Origin of the sequence: Estrella lausannensis, from assembly GCF_900000175.1 — a bacterium.
Lineage (GTDB): Bacteria > Chlamydiota > Chlamydiia > Chlamydiales > Criblamydiaceae > Estrella > Estrella lausannensis.
On record NZ_CWGJ01000012.1, the window covers coordinates 285,589 to 305,644 of the forward strand.

Annotated in this window: 15 protein-coding genes, 1 other RNA gene and 1 pseudogene; 12 read left to right on the forward strand and 5 right to left on the reverse strand. The window is 49.2% G+C overall.

Features of this window, described 5'->3' with window-relative positions; all coding sequences use genetic code 11:
- Window positions 1–55: 55 nt before the first annotated feature.
- The 5 genes from ELAC_RS06235 (at window position 56) to folE (ending at window position 5,411) form a co-directional block, all read left to right on the forward strand.
- Entirely contained in the window at window positions 56–1,156 is a 1,101-nt protein-coding gene (locus ELAC_RS06235) for a hypothetical protein (protein WP_098038423.1), read from the forward strand.
- A 103-nt stretch (window positions 1,157–1,259) separates the two neighbouring features.
- Complete coding sequence (locus ELAC_RS06240) at window positions 1,260–2,249, forward strand: tyrosine recombinase XerC (protein ID WP_420810329.1); 990 nt, start codon at window positions 1,260–1,262, stop codon at window positions 2,247–2,249.
- Window positions 2,250–2,361: 112 nt separating this feature from the next.
- On the forward strand, window positions 2,362–3,954 hold the full coding sequence (locus ELAC_RS06245) for an ABC-F family ATP-binding cassette domain-containing protein (RefSeq protein WP_098038425.1): 1,593 nt from the start codon (window positions 2,362–2,364) through the stop codon (window positions 3,952–3,954).
- Between the two features lie 12 nt (window positions 3,955–3,966).
- Window positions 3,967–4,731 (forward strand): TrmH family RNA methyltransferase, encoded by a 765-nt coding sequence (locus ELAC_RS06250; protein WP_158227821.1) that lies wholly within the window; start codon window positions 3,967–3,969, stop codon window positions 4,729–4,731.
- 5 nt (window positions 4,732–4,736) lie between these two features.
- Window positions 4,737–5,411 carry a GTP cyclohydrolase I FolE gene (gene folE / locus ELAC_RS06255; protein WP_098038452.1) on the forward strand — a complete coding sequence of 225 codons (675 nt, stop codon included), beginning with the start codon at window positions 4,737–4,739 and terminating at the stop codon, window positions 5,409–5,411.
- Between the two features lie 79 nt (window positions 5,412–5,490).
- Here folE and ELAC_RS11625 read toward each other — a convergent pair whose 3' ends face one another.
- The 4 genes from ELAC_RS11625 to ELAC_RS06270 form a co-directional block, all read right to left on the reverse strand.
- A complete protein-coding gene (locus tag ELAC_RS11625; protein WP_143406459.1) occupies window positions 5,491–5,709 on the reverse strand; it encodes a hypothetical protein in 219 nt (72 codons plus the stop codon).
- A 39-nt stretch (window positions 5,710–5,748) separates the two neighbouring features.
- An RNA gene (gene rnpB / locus ELAC_RS06260) (RNase P RNA component class A) lies at window positions 5,749–6,131 on the reverse strand.
- 9 nt (window positions 6,132–6,140) lie between these two features.
- Window positions 6,141–6,911, reverse strand: coding sequence for a zinc ribbon domain regulatory protein CdsZ (cdsZ, locus tag ELAC_RS06265; protein WP_098038453.1), 771 nt, complete (start codon window positions 6,909–6,911; stop codon window positions 6,141–6,143).
- 432 nt (window positions 6,912–7,343) lie between these two features.
- Window positions 7,344–8,954: a hypothetical protein gene (locus ELAC_RS06270; protein ID WP_098038427.1), complete on the reverse strand. Its 1,611-nt coding sequence runs from the start codon at window positions 8,952–8,954 to the stop codon at window positions 7,344–7,346.
- 443 nt (window positions 8,955–9,397) lie between these two features.
- On the opposite strand from ELAC_RS06270, the gene ELAC_RS06275 reads away from it, so the two are divergent.
- From ELAC_RS06275 to ELAC_RS06305, 7 genes and pseudogenes are all read left to right on the forward strand, one after another.
- On the forward strand, window positions 9,398–11,290 hold the full coding sequence (locus ELAC_RS06275; RefSeq protein WP_098038428.1) for a hypothetical protein: 1,893 nt from the start codon (window positions 9,398–9,400) through the stop codon (window positions 11,288–11,290).
- A gap of 349 nt (window positions 11,291–11,639) precedes the next feature.
- Window positions 11,640–13,139, forward strand: coding sequence for a glycine hydroxymethyltransferase (locus ELAC_RS06280; RefSeq protein ID WP_098038429.1), 1,500 nt, complete (start codon window positions 11,640–11,642; stop codon window positions 13,137–13,139).
- A 69-nt stretch (window positions 13,140–13,208) separates the two neighbouring features.
- The gene (locus ELAC_RS06285; RefSeq protein WP_098038430.1) at window positions 13,209–13,823 is read left to right on the forward strand and encodes an ATP-dependent Clp protease proteolytic subunit; all 615 of its coding nucleotides are present in this window, start codon (window positions 13,209–13,211) and stop codon (window positions 13,821–13,823) included.
- Window positions 13,824–13,828: 5 nt separating this feature from the next.
- The gene (gene dapF / locus ELAC_RS06290; RefSeq protein WP_098038431.1) at window positions 13,829–14,671 is read left to right on the forward strand and encodes a diaminopimelate epimerase; all 843 of its coding nucleotides are present in this window, start codon (window positions 13,829–13,831) and stop codon (window positions 14,669–14,671) included.
- A 124-nt stretch (window positions 14,672–14,795) separates the two neighbouring features.
- A pseudogene (locus ELAC_RS06295) lies at window positions 14,796–15,671 on the forward strand (UPF0158 family protein); the annotation flags it as partial.
- Between the two features lie 419 nt (window positions 15,672–16,090).
- Window positions 16,091–16,921 (forward strand): DNA-formamidopyrimidine glycosylase, encoded by an 831-nt coding sequence (mutM, locus tag ELAC_RS06300; protein WP_098038433.1) that lies wholly within the window; start codon window positions 16,091–16,093, stop codon window positions 16,919–16,921.
- 7 nt (window positions 16,922–16,928) lie between these two features.
- Window positions 16,929–18,383: a cryptochrome/photolyase family protein gene (locus tag ELAC_RS06305; RefSeq protein ID WP_098038434.1), complete on the forward strand. Its 1,455-nt coding sequence runs from the start codon at window positions 16,929–16,931 to the stop codon at window positions 18,381–18,383.
- 82 nt (window positions 18,384–18,465) lie between these two features.
- Here the strand turns inward: ELAC_RS06305 and ELAC_RS06310 are convergent, their stop codons facing one another.
- On the reverse strand, window positions 18,466–20,028 hold the full coding sequence (locus ELAC_RS06310; protein ID WP_098038435.1) for an SEL1-like repeat protein: 1,563 nt from the start codon (window positions 20,026–20,028) through the stop codon (window positions 18,466–18,468).
- Window positions 20,029–20,056: the final 28 nt, after the last annotated feature.

A 20,056-nucleotide genomic window follows, 5' to 3' on the forward strand; every position in this document is an offset into this window, starting at 1 on the left:
TGCTGCATCATTGCCGCCTTTCTCATTTTCTATATCTTAAAACAAAAGAAAGCACATGCCAAAACTCTTCTTGAACACGCAAGAATCAAAACTCTACACATGCACCAACCATTTAGAAATGAGCACCCCTCCAAAACAGGTGCGGCATCATGGAAGGCGCTACACACAACTCTCTCTCGCCAAAAACCTTACCATTCTCACCAGGTTAGCCAAGATGGTGACGGCTATGGCACTGACTGTCCTTACACTTTTCGCGGGCCTTATTTTCAAGAGCATCAGAGCCCTTTGGTCTGAGGCCCTGTCCGGCAGAGAAAACTTCATTATCTACACCGATGCTGTCGCAGACTATAAAGCCCGAATGCAAGCGCTTCCGGTTCCTGTAGGATATATCGGCACCGAAGGCGAAAGAACGAAGCGTCCCAAATATTGGAATCACCTCAGGCTTGAAACCGGAGAGCCTCTGCCTGTTGAACCTGAAGAGTACGCAGCCAAAGTACGGCTTTGCTTTACGCAAAGGTGTCCGCCGCCGAAGTTGCCAAAGAACTTGGTTCTGCCTTGCGTCCTTTTGAAGACTCTGCGTTCAGGTGAAGGGCTGCGTCTTCTCTACAAAAAGAAATTGATAGAGCTTGAAGCATCCCATAGCCGAAGATACCAAGCAAAACGATTCGAAGAGCAGATACGGGAGAATATCGAAGCCTTTGAGCAAAGTGATCGCGCCGGGCTGGACAAGACTTCGGTCTTCTCTCTTGAGTGGAAAAACCCCCTCTTCTACTACACCTTGCAAGGCGGAGGCGCTGCCTACACCATTTCCTACGAGGCAGGCAGCTTCCAGATACGGGAAAAGCGATCACAACTACTGAAAGAGCTCTCTCCCGAACTGCATTTAACAGAGTATCAGTGCCGCTTGACACCCGAGTGTGGAATCTCTGTGCTGTCGATCCCCTTCTCCGGCGATATTGAAGATTGCGACATCATTCTCAATTCCAAATTTCTCCTATTTGTCACCTCCAACTTTTACGGATTGACAATCCGAAAACTGCGATGGGATATCGCTCCACGGCTTCAGGGAAAAACCCTCAGCCAGATGAAGCAGCTTTTGCAACTCGCTCACACCACCCGCCGCCCCGGTTCATTAGAAATTAGCCTTCCATGCTAGGCCCCGGCGGCAAAGTGCGATTTGTCAATATTTGATCTGGAAAGAATCCCATGAAGTCCCTACGATAGAAAATAAAGCTCTTTAAAGACGCTCTAGTCTTATGTTGATCAAAACCTGTTATGATTTCCTACAGCACCTGACAGTTGCCAAGAATGCGTCTCCGCATACGATCCGCAACTACTCGATCGACCTCAACTGCTTCGTTAACTATTTGCAGGATGATCTCCTGGGCCTGACGGAGAAGGAAGGGCGTATCGAAAAAATATCCCACGATGAGCCCTACTCAATGCGTGCCGCGCTAAACGATCACCTCGCACCTTTCTCCATCGTAGACAAACGAGCGATCAGAGGATTTTTAGCATCCCTAAAAAGAGGAGCCGCCTCTGAAAAAACAATCGTGAGACGCCTCTCTTCTCTGCGCTCTCTTCTGCGTTTTGCCATGCAACGCAAAGTCATTTCCGAAAACCCCGCCGAAGAGATCGAAACGCCCAAAATCGAGAAGAAAATTCCCGTATCACTCTCCTATGATCAGGTAAAAAAACTGTTTAATCAACCTGACATTTCGACACTTCTTGGCTTTCGTGACAGGGTGATCATGGAGTTATTTTACAGCTCAGGTCTCCGCGTCAGTGAACTTGTGTCGTTGAACCGCAAGGATTTTGACCACGCGAGCCTGATTGTCAAACTGAAAGGAAAGGGAAGAAAAGAGCGCTTTGTGCCGATCACCAAAAACGCCTCCGACTGGATCAGCTCTTACCTCAATCACCCTGAGCGCCATATCGATAAGGACGGCCACCTCAAAGAACAAGACCATGAAGCCATCTTTTTGAACCGCCTAGGCACGAGGCTCACCACGCGCTCGGTTGATCGTAACTTCGACCGCTACCTGGAGCAAAGCGGACTTGCCGCCAACGTAACCCCCCACACGATTCGCCACACGATTGCTACCCACTGGCTAGAGAATGGAATGGATCTTAAAACAATTCAAGTCCTGCTAGGCCACACATCGCTTGCTACGACAACCATTTACACTCAAGTATCCCCGAAATTGAAAAAAGAAGTTTACGACAAGGCGCATCCAAGAGCTTTGTAGCCAGAATGAATAAGCGTTAGACTATCCGCTCTCTTTTCTTGAAAATTCTCTCAAATTCCGCTAGAATCAAGGGAAATTTTCTAAAATTCCCATTCAAAAGGCCAAACATCTCATGATCGTTCTCGATAAAATCTCCAAAAGCTTCGGAGCCAGAACTCTATTTGAAAACGTCACTATCGCTTTCAACGAAGGAAACCGCTACGGTCTGACCGGTCCGAACGGATCGGGCAAATCCACACTGATGAAGATCATCATGGGCGAGGAAGACCCCACCACAGGAACCATTTCCCTACCAGATAAAGTGGGCATCTTGAAGCAAGACATCGAACACTACAAAGACTATAACGTCATCGATGTGGTGATCATGGGCAACAAGAGGCTTGCGGAAGCCCTGAAGGAGCGCGACTCCCTATACGAGGTGGAGATGACCGATGAAGTCGGCATGCGCCTGGGTGAGCTGGAAGGCATTATCGGAGAAGAAAATGGCTACATGGCCGAATCGGACGCCGAAGTTCTTCTCGCCGGTATGGGTATACAAGAAACAGAAGCGCGCATGAAAATGAAAGAGATCCCTACCGATATGCAATTCCGCGTCCTTCTCTGCCAGTCGCTCTTCGGCAATCCTGAAGCGCTTCTGCTCGACGAACCGACCAACCACCTCGATATGGAATCGATCGGGTGGCTTGAAGACTTTTTATTCCACTACAGAGGCACGCTGATCGTCACCAGCCACGACAGGCACTTCTTAAACTCCGTGACAACGCACATCGCCGATATCGACTACGAGACGATCATCCTCTACCCCGGCAATTATGACGCGATGATCGAAGCTAAAATGGCCTCAAGAGACCGCGCCCAGCAAGACGTCAAAAACAAAGAGAAGAGGATCTCCCAGCTGCGAGAGTTCGTCGCCCGCTTTGCCGCCGGTACCAGGGCCAGCCAGGTGCAGTCTAGACTGCGAGAGATCGATCGCCTCCAGCCGCAGGAGCTTAAAGCATCTAACATTCAACGCCCCTACATCCGCTTCCAAACACCTGAAAAACCGTCTGGAAAAATCGTCATCAACGCCAAATCGCTCAGCAAAGGATATGATGGCCGGGAAGTTATCAAAAAATTGAATCTGGAGATCCACAAAGGCGACAAAATCGGGGTGATCGGCAACAACGGCAGAGGTAAAACAACCCTTCTGAAAATGCTCGCCCGCGTTTTACAAGAAGATGCCGGTATGGTAGAGGTCGGCCACCAGGTGGAAATCGGCTACTTTCCGCAAAACCATCAAGAGGTTGTCGTCAAGAAAGAAGGCGTCAACTGCTTTGACTGGCTCAAAGAAAGAAAAAAGGACGCTTACGACCAAGATATCCGCAGCGTGATGGGTAAAATGCTCTTCGGAGGCGATGAAGCCTTCAAGAAGATCCAAACCCTCTCGGGAGGCGAAACAGCACGGCTTATCTTAGCTAACCTGATGCTCGTCAACCACAACTTCTTGGTTATGGACGAACCCAATAACCACTTGGATCTGGAGGCAGTCTCCGCACTTGCCTGGGGACTTAACGACTATAAAGGAACCGTGATCGTCGCGAGCCATGACCGTAGCCTGATTGAGGAAGTGGCCAAAAAAATCATCGCGTTCGAAGAAGACGGCATCCATGTCTATGAAGGGACGCTCACAGAGTACCGTGCCATGAGGGCGGCGGCAAAGAAATAGCAGCAAATGCCGATGGATTCATCAGAACCTCTGTTTTCAAAGGATAAATTCCTCGGCCTTCCTCAAGAGCGCCGCCATAAAAAGCTGGCGCTCATACTGAAGCACGCGTACATTATGATGCTCGCTGGGGAAGAGGCGGATAAAGCCCTTGAAAACTACCGCAAAACCGCTGCCTATATAGCGGAAAAAGAGAGCCCTCTTGCCACTTTGAAGGAAGTCTCCGACGCCTTCCACTTCCACGCCAAAGAGGCAAAGTGGAACCTACGGGAGGACAGCCTGCTTCCCTCGCCAAGGCAACAAGACAGAGAGATCTCCTCGTCAAAGCTCCCTATTTTTGCGTATCTGGATAGTCTCAGATCGGCCTTTAACACCGGCTCAATCATCAGAACAGCGGAGTGCTTCGGCTTTTCCAAGGTGTTCTTGGGTGGAGCCACGCCGTCTCCCGAGTGCAGTCAGGTTAAAAAAGCCGCGATGGGCACTGAAGCGTGGATTGAGTGGGAGGCCCATGCTCTAATCAAGTCCTTGCCAAGACCGCTGATCGTGCTGGAGACAGTGGCTAACGCTCCATCGCTTTATGATTTCAAATTTCCGCATACTTTTACGTTAGCCGTTGGAAATGAGGAGTATGGAGCCAGCGATCTCCTCTTGAACGAGGCCGATTTTTTTGTTACAATCCCACTAAGGGGAAGAAAAGGCTCACTCAATGTAGCCAATGCTTTCGCCGTAGCCGCCGCCTATGCCGCCAATGAGTTGAATAGAATAGACAGGAAAGGATGATCCTCATGGATAAAGAAAAGATACCTACGAAAGCGATCAAAACCCGCTACCCCACCCCCGTCTCATCCACGAAGGATATATTAAGCAAGGAAGAGAAGATCGCCTTCATCAGTGACCGCTTCCGCGAAATCATGGAGTGCCTGGGACTGGACGTAGAGAACGAGTCACTTGCGAGGACTCCTTATCGCGTTGCGAAGATGTACGTCAATGAAATCTTCAGCGGCCTTGATGAAGAATCGTTTCCCGAGGTTCGGTTCGTCAATGACGACTACTCACACTCCAAAAATGGCAACGCAATCTTCATCAAGGTGAATTTTACGAGCTTCTGCGAACACCATTTCGTTCCCATGATGGGCGTAGTCTATGTCAGCTACATTCCGAATAAGAAAGTGGTGGGTCTTTCTAAAATCCCGCGTATTATCCGCTTCTTCTCCCAGCGGCCGCAAATGCAAGAGAGGCTTGGCGCACAGATAGCCGACAGCTTGTCAGCTATCTTGGAAACCGAACACATTGCCGTCTGCATCGTCGCTAAACACTTCTGCATGATCGTCCGCGGCATTGAAGACGCGGCAAGCCACACGGTAACCCATGTCTTACTCGGAGACTTTGAAAAAAATCCAGAGCGTAGAAATGAGTTTTTTGAAGCGATGAAAAGACAAAATGTGGAGATCGGCGTTTAATTCTGCCGAAGTACTGCAGAATGCGTCTAAAAATTGGGTGTTTTACCATCGAAAGGTAGTAAGCCACCCCTCTCTATTTCTATAATCTTTCAATCGAAAGAGCGTTCGTGTTGCCAAAACTCAATTTTGAAGCCTTTCGCTCTATATAAGACGAGCCGAAGCCCCTCTGTCCAAATTGACGGAATGATAGCTGATTCTCATCGTAGGTACTTGATGCGATGTGAGTGGAAGGGAGTTTGTCGATGGCGTATTGCCGGGAGAATCCCGGCGTAGAGTGAAACACGCGTCTTGCATTCATTGCGAAGAGCAACTGCAAGCGATAGCATTTTAATAAAAAAAGCCCGGGAAAATGGTAAGCCGGATTCTGTTGCTAAAACACCTCTTACAAGGTGCCTTAGCCAGCAGCCATTAGTCTTGGAGCCTTGTCGCCAAAGCCCTCGAGCATCTTACTAGGGTGCAGCGGAGCACCGATCACCCAATTTAGACTTGCTCCGGATAGGGTTTGCCGCAAGAGCTGGATTTCTCCAGCCCGTACCCGCTCCTGAAGCGGGCATTTCACCCTGTAAAAGCACCTGCCTTGCGACAGATGCTTTTCGGTATACTTTCTGTTGCACTTTCCGTAGCCTTACGACCCCCAGTCTTTCACTGGTATCCTCTCCTGTGGAGTCCAGACTTTCCTCCCCGGTGTTTAAATCCCGGAGCGACTGCCTCTCTTCCCGAGCGAAACGTTTAAGCTGTCTGACGCGAACGACGACGACGGCCTCTGCCCTGAGCACCTGCCTGATCTTGATCATCAGCCTGCGGCCAGTAGAGAATGCGGGAGCAGTGTTCGCAGAAGATCATTCTCTCTGCTTTACGCACCAAGTTCTCGTCTTGCGCTGTGAGCTGGATGTGGCATCCGCTGCAGGTTCTGTTTTCGATAGGCACGACTACTCGGTCTTTCTTGTTCTGCAAAAGTCTTTCGTAGATGGAAAACACTTCCGGAGATGCCTCTGCAACGAGTTCATCGCGCTTGACCTTGATCAGACTGCCTTCTTTGTTAATTTCCTGGATGCGTGTCATGATTTCCGATTCGAGCACTTTGCTGCTCTCTACCGTGGATACCAAGCTTTCTTTAATATTCTTTAGAAGCTCTTCCTCTTGAGACAACTTATCCATCAGGTCGCTTAAATTCTGCTCTTTTGCAGCTCTCTGCTTGTCAACTTGGGACATTTCGTGGCTTAAGGCGTTGAACTCATCCACTTTTTTAACAGAGCTTTGCTTGTTCTCAAGCTCTTTGAGTTTTTCCTGAATTTCCTTCAGTTCTTCCTCGCCAATCTTGATCAGCGTCTTCAGCTCGAGCACTTCGCCTTCTTTGGCTTTGATCTGATGGGACAGGTCGCTCTTGATCGCGGTGATGTTTTCCATCTCACGCTTCCTTTCCCTCTTGAGTCGCATAAGCTGAATCATTTGCATATCCAGTTCTTGAATATCAAGAATCAGGGAGAGTGCGTCGTTGATCGATTTGTGTGCTTCCGCGTGCTGCGATTTAACCATGAGAAACCCTTATCGTTGTATTAACCTTGAGCAAAGAAAAAATTAGACACAGCCTTAGTGAAGATGGGTTTTAAGGCCCGTCAAGAACTTCCCCTTGAGAGGAGCGTCTTCTGTTTGTTATTTGCCAAAAATGCTCTATGTTACTAGACTAGTAGTAGGTTATTGATTCACGTCTTAATTCTCAAGGAAAATTTCCTTGTTTTTCCCTTACGGATGCTCGATTATTCAAATTAAGATTGATAACATCCCAAAATTATCTCTAATTTTGAGTTTTTTAATCCTAAAGCATGCAAAGCAGTCCGCATTTTTTGGAGTCGCTTCAGCCGCTCTCGACATAAAGAGCGTCAGAACAACCCCTAAAAACTTCTGACTTTAGAATGCTGCCGGACTTAAAAATTACTCAATGCCCATCACTTCCTTTAAAATTCGAGTGATAGCTGCACCGGATAGACGAGCTGCTTCTTCAATCTGATCGATCATCCCCGACTTCATTTTAAGCTTGACCAGATCCTCTCGCGCCTCTTTGAGAATCGCTTTCTGATCTTTGGTGAGATCAGCGTCGTAATTTTTCAGCACCTTATCGACCACAGCGGCCGAAAAACGCGCCGGCTGCGCAAACATCCGCGACAGCGGATCGAACACAGAGAAAATATGCATCATCGGCCCCGTCGCATCCGTGACCCGTGACGCTTTAAACGGAAGGGCGATGTATAAATTGTCTGCCCACTGCTTCGGGTGGATATGTGTCTGGGAGACGGACCGAAGGGCTTGCAAGTTAGCTTTCTGCTTAACATTTGTTTTGGTCAACTGAGTGACTTGTCCGTTTTTGATCGTTTTCATTCTTGCCGGCGTTGTGGTAGCAACCCCGCCATCGGCAACGAAGACAGCGTCGTGTTTTAAGACTTTAGACGCAATCCCACTTTCGATCAGACGTCGATTCTCAAGTCCTCGCCCGGCTCCGATGAATGTCAACTCATCGATGAACACCTTCTCCTTAGGCCTCTTGATGCAAAAAAGCGAACACGGCTCTGGAAAATACGCTCCATAGCTGATGGCTCGGTTCATCGCTGCCCGGCACGCCATGTCCAGTCGAACTCCAAGCTCGATCAACGGTCGCTCCGGCTCGATGACCCGATAGCCATGCGTAACGGCAGAGGGAGTGTCATGATTTTCAATTGTTTTGTCAAGACGGGTAAAGAGTCCGATTTTTCTCTTCAGGTTCAAGGTGTCGGCATCCATCACACCAAGATACACAGGCGACTCCCCTCCCTTGCCTGCGTACTCTTTGACAAAATGTTTTGTGAAATCGGAATCTTTGATTTTTTCTCGTATTCTCTGATAGGGGATCTGCGCAATGAGGCCCTCTGTCAACTTTCCCTTGCCGCCTTCCAGGTAAGTTCTGACGTCGCCGGCTTTAGTTGTCGATAGCATTTTTAAAATAAAAAAAGCCTTAGGGGCGGGATAGGTGAGCCGATGAGCCTCACCTTTTCTTTCCCAGCCGGGAACCCAAAAAAAGCCGAATATGCGATAGGCGACACCCTTGATGAGAGGGATATTACTCACCCAATCCCTAAACTTCTCGTTCACCTCTGGATCCATTGACTTAATCTGATTGACACCCAAGACGAGCGAAAAGCGTGCTTTGATCTCCTCTCTGGATGCCGTCTTAGTCTTGCCAAAAGATTCATCCTTGTAGAGCTGGATCAACCTGTTGAACTGATCATACCCCTCCTCTTCGGGCCGATGAGCCATGGGAACATTGATGAGATAAAGGGGAAGGTTATCATCCGGAATTAACGGGTTTAGCGCGGACTGGCTGGCCGGCTCAAAAATCTCCCTGGCCACCCCAGCTTCCTTTTCGCTTGCGATATACGGGAAACACGCTTTTCTTCCTCTCAGACACTGTGAGATCCAATCCCTGTTAGCCACCTTGGCCGGAAGGTGGGTTTTCAGCATCGACTCCACTTCTCTTCTTCTCGTCTTAGGCATCGTCTTGATCGGTTGCATAGAACATCCTTTTTTTTCAAAGGGAGTAGTCTATGCCACCTCTCTACATTTAATAAAGCGCAAAAACCAAAGATAATTAAAAACAAATACTTTACAAGACTGGACTATTTTAAAATAAAAAATACGCAAATGACAAGTTAAGAAGAATCAACTCACCCATTATTTGATACATCTATCACTAATTGATATTTACAGAAATATTTAAACAAAATACAATTGGTCGATTTTTTTAAAAATTAAAGGTGCCGATTAAACACCCCCAAAAGAATTAAGCGGCAACTAGTCACAGGCTAATTTAGGAGATATCACATGAGCTCGTACTCGATCACCAACTACCAGGGATGGCGTTTCGCCGGAACGTGCGACAGCCCCGCGGAAAAGCCAAGCCCGATGCGCTGACTTGCCCCGAACACGCCGGTAACATGCTAACTAAGGTTCGGTTCGTGTTCAGCGAAACGGCAAAAAGTAGCAAAACGCCGGGCAAGACACGCAACGTCGAAAAACTCCTGCAGCGTGATCTGACAAGAAGCAAGAGAGGGGGAACACAGCGCTGCTTTGAGGTTTGTAAACGCGATGAAGGAATTTATATCGTCTTTGGGAAATCCGAAGACCGCGAAGACTGCCTGATGCTAGGAGGTCTTGCGATCGTTGGAGGGTGCATTCTTGCAGCCACAGGCTTAGGTCTTCTGGCCCTTCCCGTACTCGGTGCCGGATCTGCCGCTTTCGGTGACGCCTACACAAAAGATGCTCTGCAGTTTGACAAACAGAAGAATTTAAAGCAGGCTGGAATTGGCGCCATTGCCTCTGGAGTGGGGGCTGTAGCTGCTGCTGGGACCGGTGCCTTGCTCGCCAGCAAAGGACTTCTCGCTGCTACGGTCACCTCAGTAGCCAGCGGCGAGGCCGGATATGTCGTTACCCAAAAACTTAACGGCGAGGAGATAACAGCAGTAGGCGCTCTAAAAGCTGCCGCTGCCGGTATCGTTGCGCCGATAGCATCCAAAACCACCGGGAATTTGCTTTATGATCTGAAAGGAGGCGAAGCCTTCGACAAAATAGTGAGATCCTCAGCCAAAGGAGCTGCCGGATCTGCCACATCTACAATGACTACCAACGTGCTGAGCGGCAAACCTCTGACTGCAGGCATAGGCCTGTCAGTAACCCTTGGAGCCGCTACATCAGCCTCGACCAAGCTCGGAAAAATCGGAACCGAAAAACCAAAGACATCACCCTCCTTGAATCCAAGCAGCCCAAGCACTACACAACCGACCTTCTCAAAAGTAACCAGCGACATATGGCGAAATAGAATCACTTATCTAATCAAAGAAAAATGCGAGATCTTCATCAACGGCAAGTGGGAACTTGTCCCTAAAAAAGACAGGGAGTACCACATCAGCCAATTCCTTGCAAAGATAGCCAACGGCGAGACCCTTCAATTTAGACCACGTAGAGGAGGTGCATGGATTTTCATTGGATTTGAGCCCCCCCGCTGGGATTCAATCTGGAGTGGTTTGCAGAGAGGCGACCAAGTCCTGCTCGACGGAAAATGGGTTCAAGAAGCACCAACTAAAGAGTTAGTGAATCAGATTATGGACAAAATCCAAAAGGGTGAAGTTGTCGAGTTTAAAAAGCCAACTCACGCTGCCTACTACATGGCCGATCCTAAGGCAAAGCGCGGAGTGGAAAATCAGCCGACAAATCAACCACCCAAAAGCCCCGTTCCAGCAACTACTGCAACAGATCCGGTTGCTCGCACGCCACAAGCAACGCCAGAACCCTCATCGAAGCGGTTTGAAGCAGAGCGTCAACCTCCCGCAGTGAATTCGACGAAGGCACCTGAACGAGTGGTGTTGCCATCCAGCTCCTCCTCGTCGGAAGCGGAAGATGACTACTCTGTCAAAAGCGCTACCCGCGGCCAAGAAGCTGGGAATTCTTTCGATAGAGAGTCTCTGCCTGTTACCGACAAGGGGATCGAATCGGCAGGTGATGATGAAGTCGATATGCCGGCCAAATTCGGCGATGAAACAAGAGATTTTCAAGACGAAGATCTTCAAGAGGCCCTCGAAAGATCCATCCTCGATCAGGCTGTGGCAAGCCACAGGGCGACAAGGGAGAGGATCAAGGACAACCTCCTTACACAACTCTGGGCTAAAGAGGAAAATCTCCTCTGCAAAATAAACGCCTTAGCACATGAGCTCTCCGCTGTCGAAGCGAAGATACGCAGAGACAGCAGCTCGAACCTGCTCAAGGCCAAAAAGCAGCAAATCGAGCATCTGCTTAGCAAACTGTGGGATGAGTACTTCTCAAACAAAAAAACTATCCAGCAAGTTAGCCGATAATTCAGATTCAGTCCGGCATGGGGCTTTTGCTTCAATCGATTGCAAAAGCCTCTATTTCTAACAAGGGCTGCACATAAGAGGCTCCTGCCTTAAAGCATTCACTGAAAACAGGCTGCACGAGCTGTATCTCAAAACTTGTTTTTTAAGACGTTTGGCCACCAAGCTGCCATGCCTTAGATTCCTAAATCAGCTGTGGTCAATCCAATCCTCCCCTAGACTTAAAACTCTCCCTTTGGCTGTACAATTTAACGAAAATGGTGCACTATTATCCCTTAGGCTTGCGCAAAATGCTTGCCAATCAATTAAAAAATTAATTTCGCTTTTGATATTTTAAGACGAGGAGAGGCTCATGAACTCACTACTAGAAAACTATCTCACCAAGACACCTAAAGAAAGCCGCTCCAAAGCCGCAATCGCCTATCTTGCCTCTTTAGACCACATCGGCACCTCCTCGCCGGAAATTCAGCAGAGCATCATCAAGGAAATCCAAGACCAGAGGACCTACCTAAAACTCATCGCATCGGAAAACTACTCCTCATACGCGGTTCAGCTGGCCATGGGCAACTTGCTGACAGATAAATATGCTGAAGGCTATCCCGATCACCGCTTCTATGCCGGATGCGACAACGTCGACGCCGTTGAAAAATTGGCGGCAGAAGAACTGGCCAGGCTGTTTGGCGCCGAATACGCCTACGTGCAGCCGCACTCGGGAGCAGACGCCAACCTGATCGCATTCTGGGCAATCCTCTTAACCAGAGTCCAAAACAAGGAAGTTGAGCGTCTCGGCAAAAAGAGCATCGACGAGTTCACGAGCGAAGAGTACGAAGCGCTAAGGCAGCTGCTTTGCAACCAAAAAGTGATGGGCATGGCCCTCTCCTCCGGAGGCCACCTGACGCACGGCTACCGCCACAACGTCTCGTCCCGGATGATGAAGGCTGTCCACTACGAAGTCAATCCCGAGACAGGCCTACTCGACTATGACGCTCTCGAAAAACAGGTGCTGGAAGAAAAACCGCTGATCCTGCTGGCCGGCTACTCCTCGTATCCTCGAAAAATCAACTTTGAAAGGATGCGCTCGATTGCCGACAAAGCTTCGGCGACACTGATGGTGGATATGGCACACTTCTCCGGTCTTGTCGCCGGAAAAGTTTTCACTGGCCCTTACAACCCAGTCCCTTATGCAGACATCGTCACATCCACGACGCATAAAACGCTGAGAGGCCCTCGCGGCGGCTTCATCCTGGCCAAAGAAGCCTTCAAAGACGCCGTCAACAAAGGCTGCCCTCTTGTGATGGGAGGCCCGCTTCCACACGTCATGGCCGCCAAAGCTATCGCGTTTAAAGAAGCGAATACTCAGCAATTTAGAGATTACGCAGCCCAGATTGTCTCCAATGCGGACGCTCTCGCGAAGGAGCTGATCAAAAACGGCATCGACATCGTCACAGGCGGAACAGAAAACCACCTGCTGATCATCGATCTAAGAAAAATGGGAATCAACGGACGGCAGGCCGAAAAAGCTCTGCGTGAGTGCCATATGACTGTTAACAGAAACGCGGTTCCGAACGACCCGAACGGACCTTGGTACACATCCGGCATCCGCATCGGCACTCCGGCGCTCACGACGCTAGGCATGGGCGAAGAGGAAATGAAAGCCATCGCCAAGATCATCGCCGATGTCCTTAAAAACACAAAGCCCGAGACGCTCAAAACAGGCGGAATAAGCAAGGCGCAAGCAGTTGTCGCCCCGCAAGTTCAGGCGAGAGTGCAAGAAGAGATCAAGGAACTGCTGGCTAAGCACCCGCTCTATCCGGAACTTGTGATCGAAGAGGCAGTATCTGTCGCAGTTTGATTTGCCTACAATGAATCACTTTCGTTAGGATCAATTTAAAAAAGACTCAATTAGACCGGAGAGAATCCCATGGCAAAATCACAATTAGAAAAAGAAAATACCCCGTTCCTTCAGCTGGACGATAAGATCGACAACGAAATCCTTTCCAGAAGAAGAGTGTTTCTCTGCAGAGATGTTTCCAGCGAAAGCGCATACGAAACCATCCGCAAACTCTGGTTTTTAGACTTCAACGAACCGGGAAAACCGATCCTGATGGTAATCAACAGCCCAGGTGGATCCGTCGACGCGGGCTTTGCCATCTGGGATCAAGTCAAGATGCTCTCTTCCCCTGTCTACACCTTGGTGACAGGCCTGGCAGCCTCCATGGGATCGATCTTAAGTCTCTGCGCTTCTCCTAAAAAGCGTTTCGCCACACCCAACAGCCGCATCATGATCCACCAGCCCCTGATCAGCGGTGTGTTGCAAGGGCAGGCAACTGACCTTGATATCCAGGCCAGAGAAATGATCAAAACCAGAAGCGCTCTCGTTAACATCTACGTCGAAGCGACAGGCAAGTCGGCGGATGAAATCGAAAAAGCGATCGACAGAGACACTTGGATGACAGCGGAAGAGGCTAAAGAGTTCGGACTGCTGGATCATATCGTCTCCAACATGTCGCAACTGGAAAAGCACTTTAAAAGCTAACTTGCATGAGAAGCGCTTTGGAAAGTGCAAAAATTGCGTTCGTTAAATACTCGGGCTGCGGCAACGATTTTATCATCGTAGAGTCGCCGCCTTGTTCTATGAATATTGGCCAATTCGCAGCCGCCCTGTGCTCAAGAAAGCAGGGCATAGGCGCCGATGGCCTCATCGTACTCTCTCCTGCTGTACAAGGCGATTTCAAAATCGCCTTTTTCAATGCCGACGGCTCGGAAGCTGAAATGTGCGGCAACGGCGCCCGTGCGGCAGTTCACTACTTCCACGCCAAAAACCCTATCAAATACTCCTACACCTTCGAGACAAAAGAGCGCCTCCTGCAGGCGGAGATTCATGAAAACGCCGTTGCGATTTCCATGGGAGATGTGCTGGCGATTGAACTGAAAAAAGAGTTGATGATCGATAAGGCAAAGCTCCCCTTAGTTTCGATGAACACCGGAGTGCCCCACGCCCTTCTCTTCACGAATGATCTGGAAACAATCGACATCGAAGCTATTGGTAAAAAGGTGAGGCACCACCCTCGATTCGCTCCTGCCGGCACCAACTTCAGTGCGGTGAAAATGACTGAAGAAGAGGTGCTGATCCGCACCTACGAAAGAGGGGTGGAAGCCGAGACACTCGCCTGCGGAACCGGGGCGACAGCCGCGGCCATTGCCGCCGCCCTCCTGTTTAGCGCGGCCCCGCCGGTTAAAGTCAAGGTGCGATCCGGAGACACCCTCACCATCGATTTTTCCCTGGAGGCAGGCAAGCCCTCGGGAGTGAAGCTATCGGGACCTTGCCATGAAGTCTTCAGAGGAGAGATCGCTCTCCAGGATATCAGGCGGTTTCAGAAATAGAATGTTAAAATAAACTTTTTAAGAGCGATCCCCCCCTCTAGCTTTCACTCCCAGAAAATGGCTCTTGAAACTTGGGGGGCGAATCGGGTATCATCCCTTATTTGATGAAGATCGGTGCGGACAAATGGCAAAGACAGCAAACTACCCCCAGGCACAAAACCCCTTAATCCTGAGAGCAAACCGCTTGATGGAAGCATTCGCAAAGTCGGATGACGAGCGCGACTTTTATGTCGACAAAGTCGAGGGATTCATTCTCTACATGGATCTTGATAAACCCAAAGAGAACTTAGCCCAACTGGAAAAAGAACTCGAGAATCAAGACCGCTACTGCCTCGTGCCCAAACTCTCCTTCTACGAGACAAAGAAGATCATGGAGAGCTTCGTCAACGAAAAAGTTTATGATATCGACACCAAAGAAAAGCTGCTCGATATTATCCAGGGCAAAGAGGCTCGGGAGAACTTTCTAGAATTTATTTACGACCAGCATACCGAACTTGAAAAGTGGCAACAGTTCTATCAGGAAAGATCCCGCATCCGTATTATCGAATGGCTGAGAAATAACAACTTCCATTTTGTTTTCGAGGAAGATCTTGATCTGGGAAGCAAAGTGGTGGAAAAGCTCAAGGAAGCCCTTTTTGATCCCAAAGCAGGAAAAGATATCCAGCAGGCGCGCAAGACGCTGTTTAGCAAGGCAAAAACATACTACTCGAACGAAGCGCTCAACCCCAGACCCAAACGAGGACGTCCTCCGAAGCAGATCGCCAAGCAAGAGCTAGAACCGCAAGTCTCTGCCGACATCTACACGACAGTCCCAGCCACGATCAGACAATTCCTCTTCACTCCGGACATCACCCAAGTATCGTTTGCCTCCTTCTCTTCGAAATTTAAATCGGAAGAAGATCTCTTAGCCAGCCGTGGACACTCTGCAACCTCCGCTTCGCTTTCCCATCTGGGCGATTTGAACAAGAAACTCGACGCCCTCCGCAACTTGTCCAAAAAGTGGATGGAGCATGAAAAAGTGCAAGACAGCTCGCCTTCGATGCCTACCTTGCCACGAGAAGAATCCACAGGACGTTACCTGCTTCCGGAAAGCCTTCAGAAAAGAACACTGAACGGTGAGAAGAAACCTCTTAAAGTTAAAGACAGTGAAGAGATAAGAGAGAAAAAGGTTTCTGTCGACACCAAGCCTGCTCCTCGAGAAGAGAAAAAGCCCCTCAAGAAAAAGGCTGAGCCCGTAAAAGCCGATAAACCTCAGGAAAAGAAACGAATCATTCCAAGAGGCAAGGTAGAAGACACCAAGAAGCGCATCAGGAAGATCATCCCTTCGCAGACCAAGAAAGTGGAAGCGAAAGGAAAAAAGATGAGTGCCGCACCAGGTGTTAGAGGCAGCCAAAGAAAAATCATCAAAAAAAAATAACCATGCCGGAGCTTCCAGAGGTTGAGGCTATACGGCAAGATCTCATCGCTATGGACCTTAAGGGCCAAGAGATCGAAAGTGTTATCGCTTTCAACGAAAGGACCCTGTCCCCTACTGAAAAAATGGCGTGGGATGTTTTTTTTCAAAGCCCCCGCCGCATCATAAGTATCGAAAGAAAGGGTAAATGGTTACTCCTCAAGTTGGCAGGAGGCACACTCTTTATCCACCTGCGCATGAGTGGCAAATTGCGGCTCACCGAAAGCCGACGCCCCATGACTCATGAGAGGGCTCGCCTCGTGATTAAGGGGGGGGCTTCCCTCTCGTTTATCGACCCGCGAAAGTTTGGAAGAATAGTCCTGATCGAAAAGGAAGATGCGTCTCCTTCAATAGGAATCGATCCCACGGAAGGCACCTTTACAGAAGAGGCACTTTTATCTCTTCTATCGAAAGGTCAGACAGCGATCAAAACGTGGCTGCTTGACCAAAAGAAAATCTCCGGGCTCGGGAACATCTATGTCGATGAAGCCCTTTTCAGAGCCGGAATCCACCCGGAGCACCCCGTTTCGAGACTCTCCTTGGCAAAGAAAAAACTCCTTTACCGCTCCATTGTGGGTACAATACAAGAAGCCATCAAACACCGCGGCACTTCCCTTGGAACAACCAATCAAAACTACTCAGGGATTCACAAAGCCCGCGGCTCTCATCAAGACCATCTCTTTGTCTATTCAAGACAGGGCAAACCCTGCAAAAAATGTCGAACCCCGATCGAAAAAGTCCGATTCCGTGGCAGAGGAACACACTTTTGCCCATCGTGCCAAAAGCCTGTCCATTGAGGATTTTATGGAACGCACGCCTTGCATCGTTTTATTCAGACAAGATTTAAGGACTACAGACAATCCGGCCCTCTACCACGCGGCCAAGTCGCAAAGGCCGGTACTACCCCTCTACATTTATGACGAGGTAACTGCTGGCCCCTGGGCGATGGGTGGGGCATCGAAAGTGTGGCTGCACTATAGTTTAAAACAACTTCAAGAAAGACTTGCGGCACTCAATCTGCCCCTTCACATCGTCAAAGGACCGACCAGGGAAACACTTGATCGACTCATTCAGAAGACGGGCTGCAAAGACCTCTATCTCAACCAATGTTATGAGCCGTTTTGGCAAAATGAGGAATTGAAGCTGAAGCAGGATTTGACCAAAAGCGGCGTTTCCCTCCACTCCTACAACGGATCGCTTCTCTTTGAGCCGGACGCTCTGAAACCCAAAACTGCCCCGTTTTATAAAGTATTCACCCCCTTCTATAACAGCTGTATAAAGATACTTGAGAAAAGACCTCTTTTTAAAGAGCCGGCATCAGCTATCTCATATGCCCTCTCTCCGTCACTGAAAGTGGAAGAGCTGGCCCTTTTGCCTCGTCACCCTGATTGGTCATCTGGAATTGTCGCCGCATGGAGGCAGGGGCAGCAAGAGGCCCATGCCCTTTTGCGTCACTTCCTCGACCGATCCCTCCTAAACTATAGCCATGGCAGGGACTATCCTGGAGAAAGCGCACCCTCAAAACTGTCCCCCTATCTTCACTTCGGCGAAATCTCGCCCATGGAAATCTTGAATGCGCTTGATGAGAGGATGCAAAAAGTGACGACGGAGGAAAAGCTCTCCATCGGTAAGCAAGCCGATCATTTCTTACGTGAAATTTGCTGGAGAGAATTTTCCTACCACATCCTACATCACTTTCCGGACCTTCCCGAGCAGCCGTACGTCAAAAAATTCGACAAGATGCCTTGGTCGCAAAATAGCGAACATTTAAAAGCCTGGCAAAGAGGGGTGACCGGCTTTCCCATTGTGGACGCTGGGATGCGGGAGCTTTGGCACACAGGCTATATGCACAACCGCGTGAGAATGATCGTCGGCTCCTTTCTGATCAAAGATCTGCTGATCGACTGGCGTGAAGGTGAAAAATGGTTCTGGGATACTTTGGTGGATGCGGACCTGGCAAGCAATGCCTTCAACTGGCAGTGGGTAGCCGGCTGCGGTTTTGACGCAGCGCCCTACTTCCGCATATTCAATCCGACAACCCAAGGAGAGAAGTTTGACGCCGAAGGCACCTACGTCCGTCAATGGGTGCCCGAGATCGCAAATCTTCCCAATCAATGGATCCACAAGCCTCAAGAAGCCCCTGAAAGGGTTCTTCGCGAAGCCGGCATCATTCTTGGAAAGACCTACCCCTACCCCCTCGTAGATCATGCCGCTGCCCGCGTCAAAGCGCTGAGCCTCTTAAAAACCATTTCCGAGTAGAGAATGACACCGGCAGTTGAACCTATCCAAATCATTTTACTTGGATAGGTTCAAAGTAGGAGCACTAAAAAGGTGTTAGTGCCTAAATTTGATACCCTTCCTTCGTCATCTTCACCTTCAGGGCAGACTGCAACTTTTCCAGGATGGGAGCCTGATGGCGAAATGCCTGGACGTAGTATTCAACCGCCTTGACGATATCACACTCGATCCCCTCCCCTGTCGAATACATGTCCCCCACCTCTTCCATAGATTTTACGTGCTTTTTGCTGTCCGCCGCCCGTTTGAAGAGCTCAAACGCCTTAGTTTTATCCATCTCGACGCCATTTCCCTCAGAATAGCATAGCGCCAGAAAATGAATTGCGGATGGATAATTCTGATCGGCAGAAAGCTGTAGGTAGTGAATTGCCTCTTCTCTATTCGTCTCGACTCCATCACCATAAAACTTCATCACGCTATAGTTGTACTGGGCCCGCGGCTCTCCCCGATTGGCGGCCCTTTTATAAAGGGCGGTAGCGTCATGATGATTAATTTCGGTTCCTTTCCCAAAATGTAACGCATCCGCAAGATAGATCTCTGCATCAACATGTCCCTTGGAAACCGCTCTTTTGAAGAGCTCATAGGCGCGCGGCAAGTCTTGAGCAATATGCTTACCACTCAGCAGCTCCAACGCGAGCTCATACTCTGCTTCAGGCTGGAATAAAATTTCAGCGTTCTCCTCGAAGATCTTAAGTGCCTTGGCCGGATCTGCCTCGATCCATAAACCATCCAAAAGAAGTTCAGCATAATTAAAGCGCGCTCTGGGGTGTCCCTGAGCAGCCGCTATCCTTAAGCAATAGGCCACTTCATCACTTTTCTCGTCATTGGGAAAAATTTTAAGGAGGAATGAAGACAAAGCATAACAGCAATCAGCGCAACCGAGCTCTGCTCCCCTCCGGAGGTAGTTTAACAAGGTCTCTTGATCGAGGTTAGGTTTCGCAGGATCTTTAGAAATCAGGAAAACCAAAACCCCTACACACCTGGCATATCCTTCCTCCAGCATCCTATCGAGGCAATCGATGAATACCCGCCTTTGGTCTTCCGTTATAGACCCCTCTTGGACCATTTTCCCTATTTCATTCATAACAGTTCCATACCGCGCTTCGAGTTCGCGCTGGCGCTTTAGTTTGGCGCACAAATCCTCTGTCTCACCGGGAAGTAGAAGAGATTCATCCGGCTTGAAGAATACGCGCATAAATTGGGGTAAATTACTGTCTGCATCTTCATGGCGGACTTTTTTTGTCGCCAATCCATCCGTTGTCGTATCACCGTTGAAGGCATCTTCTTGCTTTCGCTTAACGCCATTTCTCTGCTCCTCTTCCATAGGTTGCGGTGGGGTTGCGGTGGGCAGCATATGTGCTTGAAAAATAACCAGAGGAAAAGGTTGCATCGCAGGTGAAGGAATAAAAGAAGGCTGTAGGGGCAAATTCAAAAGTGGATTGAAGGGTGCAGGATTCGCCATCAATTGCTGAGGAGGTATTGCCTGCTGGAACAGAGGCAGCAGTTGCGGGCCGGGCGCCATCGGGGCTTGCTGCGGAGCGTTTGCATCCCCCTGGTTTTGAGGAGTAACGATTGCATTTTGAAAATAGGGAAAGTGAAAGGGATTCATTGTATCCTTGGTAATTAATCATTGATAT

Coding starts and splice junctions, on each gene's coding strand:
- dapF (WP_098038431.1), top strand. CDS start 13,829: ATGAGAAGCGCTTTGGAAAGTGCAAAAATTGCGTTCGTTAAATACTCG.
- ELAC_RS06285 (WP_098038430.1), top strand. CDS start 13,209: ATGGCAAAATCACAATTAGAAAAAGAAAATACCCCGTTCCTTCAGCTG.
- folE (WP_098038452.1), top strand. CDS start 4,737: ATGGATAAAGAAAAGATACCTACGAAAGCGATCAAAACCCGCTACCCC.
- ELAC_RS06305 (WP_098038434.1), top strand. CDS start 16,929: ATGGAACGCACGCCTTGCATCGTTTTATTCAGACAAGATTTAAGGACT.
- ELAC_RS11625 (WP_143406459.1), bottom strand. CDS start 5,709: ATGAATGCAAGACGCGTGTTTCACTCTACGCCGGGATTCTCCCGGCAA.
- ELAC_RS06310 (WP_098038435.1), bottom strand. CDS start 20,028: ATGAATCCCTTTCACTTTCCCTATTTTCAAAATGCAATCGTTACTCCT.
- ELAC_RS06270 (WP_098038427.1), bottom strand. CDS start 8,954: ATGCAACCGATCAAGACGATGCCTAAGACGAGAAGAAGAGAAGTGGAG.
- mutM (WP_098038433.1), top strand. CDS start 16,091: ATGCCGGAGCTTCCAGAGGTTGAGGCTATACGGCAAGATCTCATCGCT.
- ELAC_RS06245 (WP_098038425.1), top strand. CDS start 2,362: ATGATCGTTCTCGATAAAATCTCCAAAAGCTTCGGAGCCAGAACTCTA.
- ELAC_RS06250 (WP_158227821.1), top strand. CDS start 3,967: ATGGATTCATCAGAACCTCTGTTTTCAAAGGATAAATTCCTCGGCCTT.
- ELAC_RS06235 (WP_098038423.1), top strand. CDS start 56: ATGCCAAAACTCTTCTTGAACACGCAAGAATCAAAACTCTACACATGC.
- ELAC_RS06280 (WP_098038429.1), top strand. CDS start 11,640: ATGAACTCACTACTAGAAAACTATCTCACCAAGACACCTAAAGAAAGC.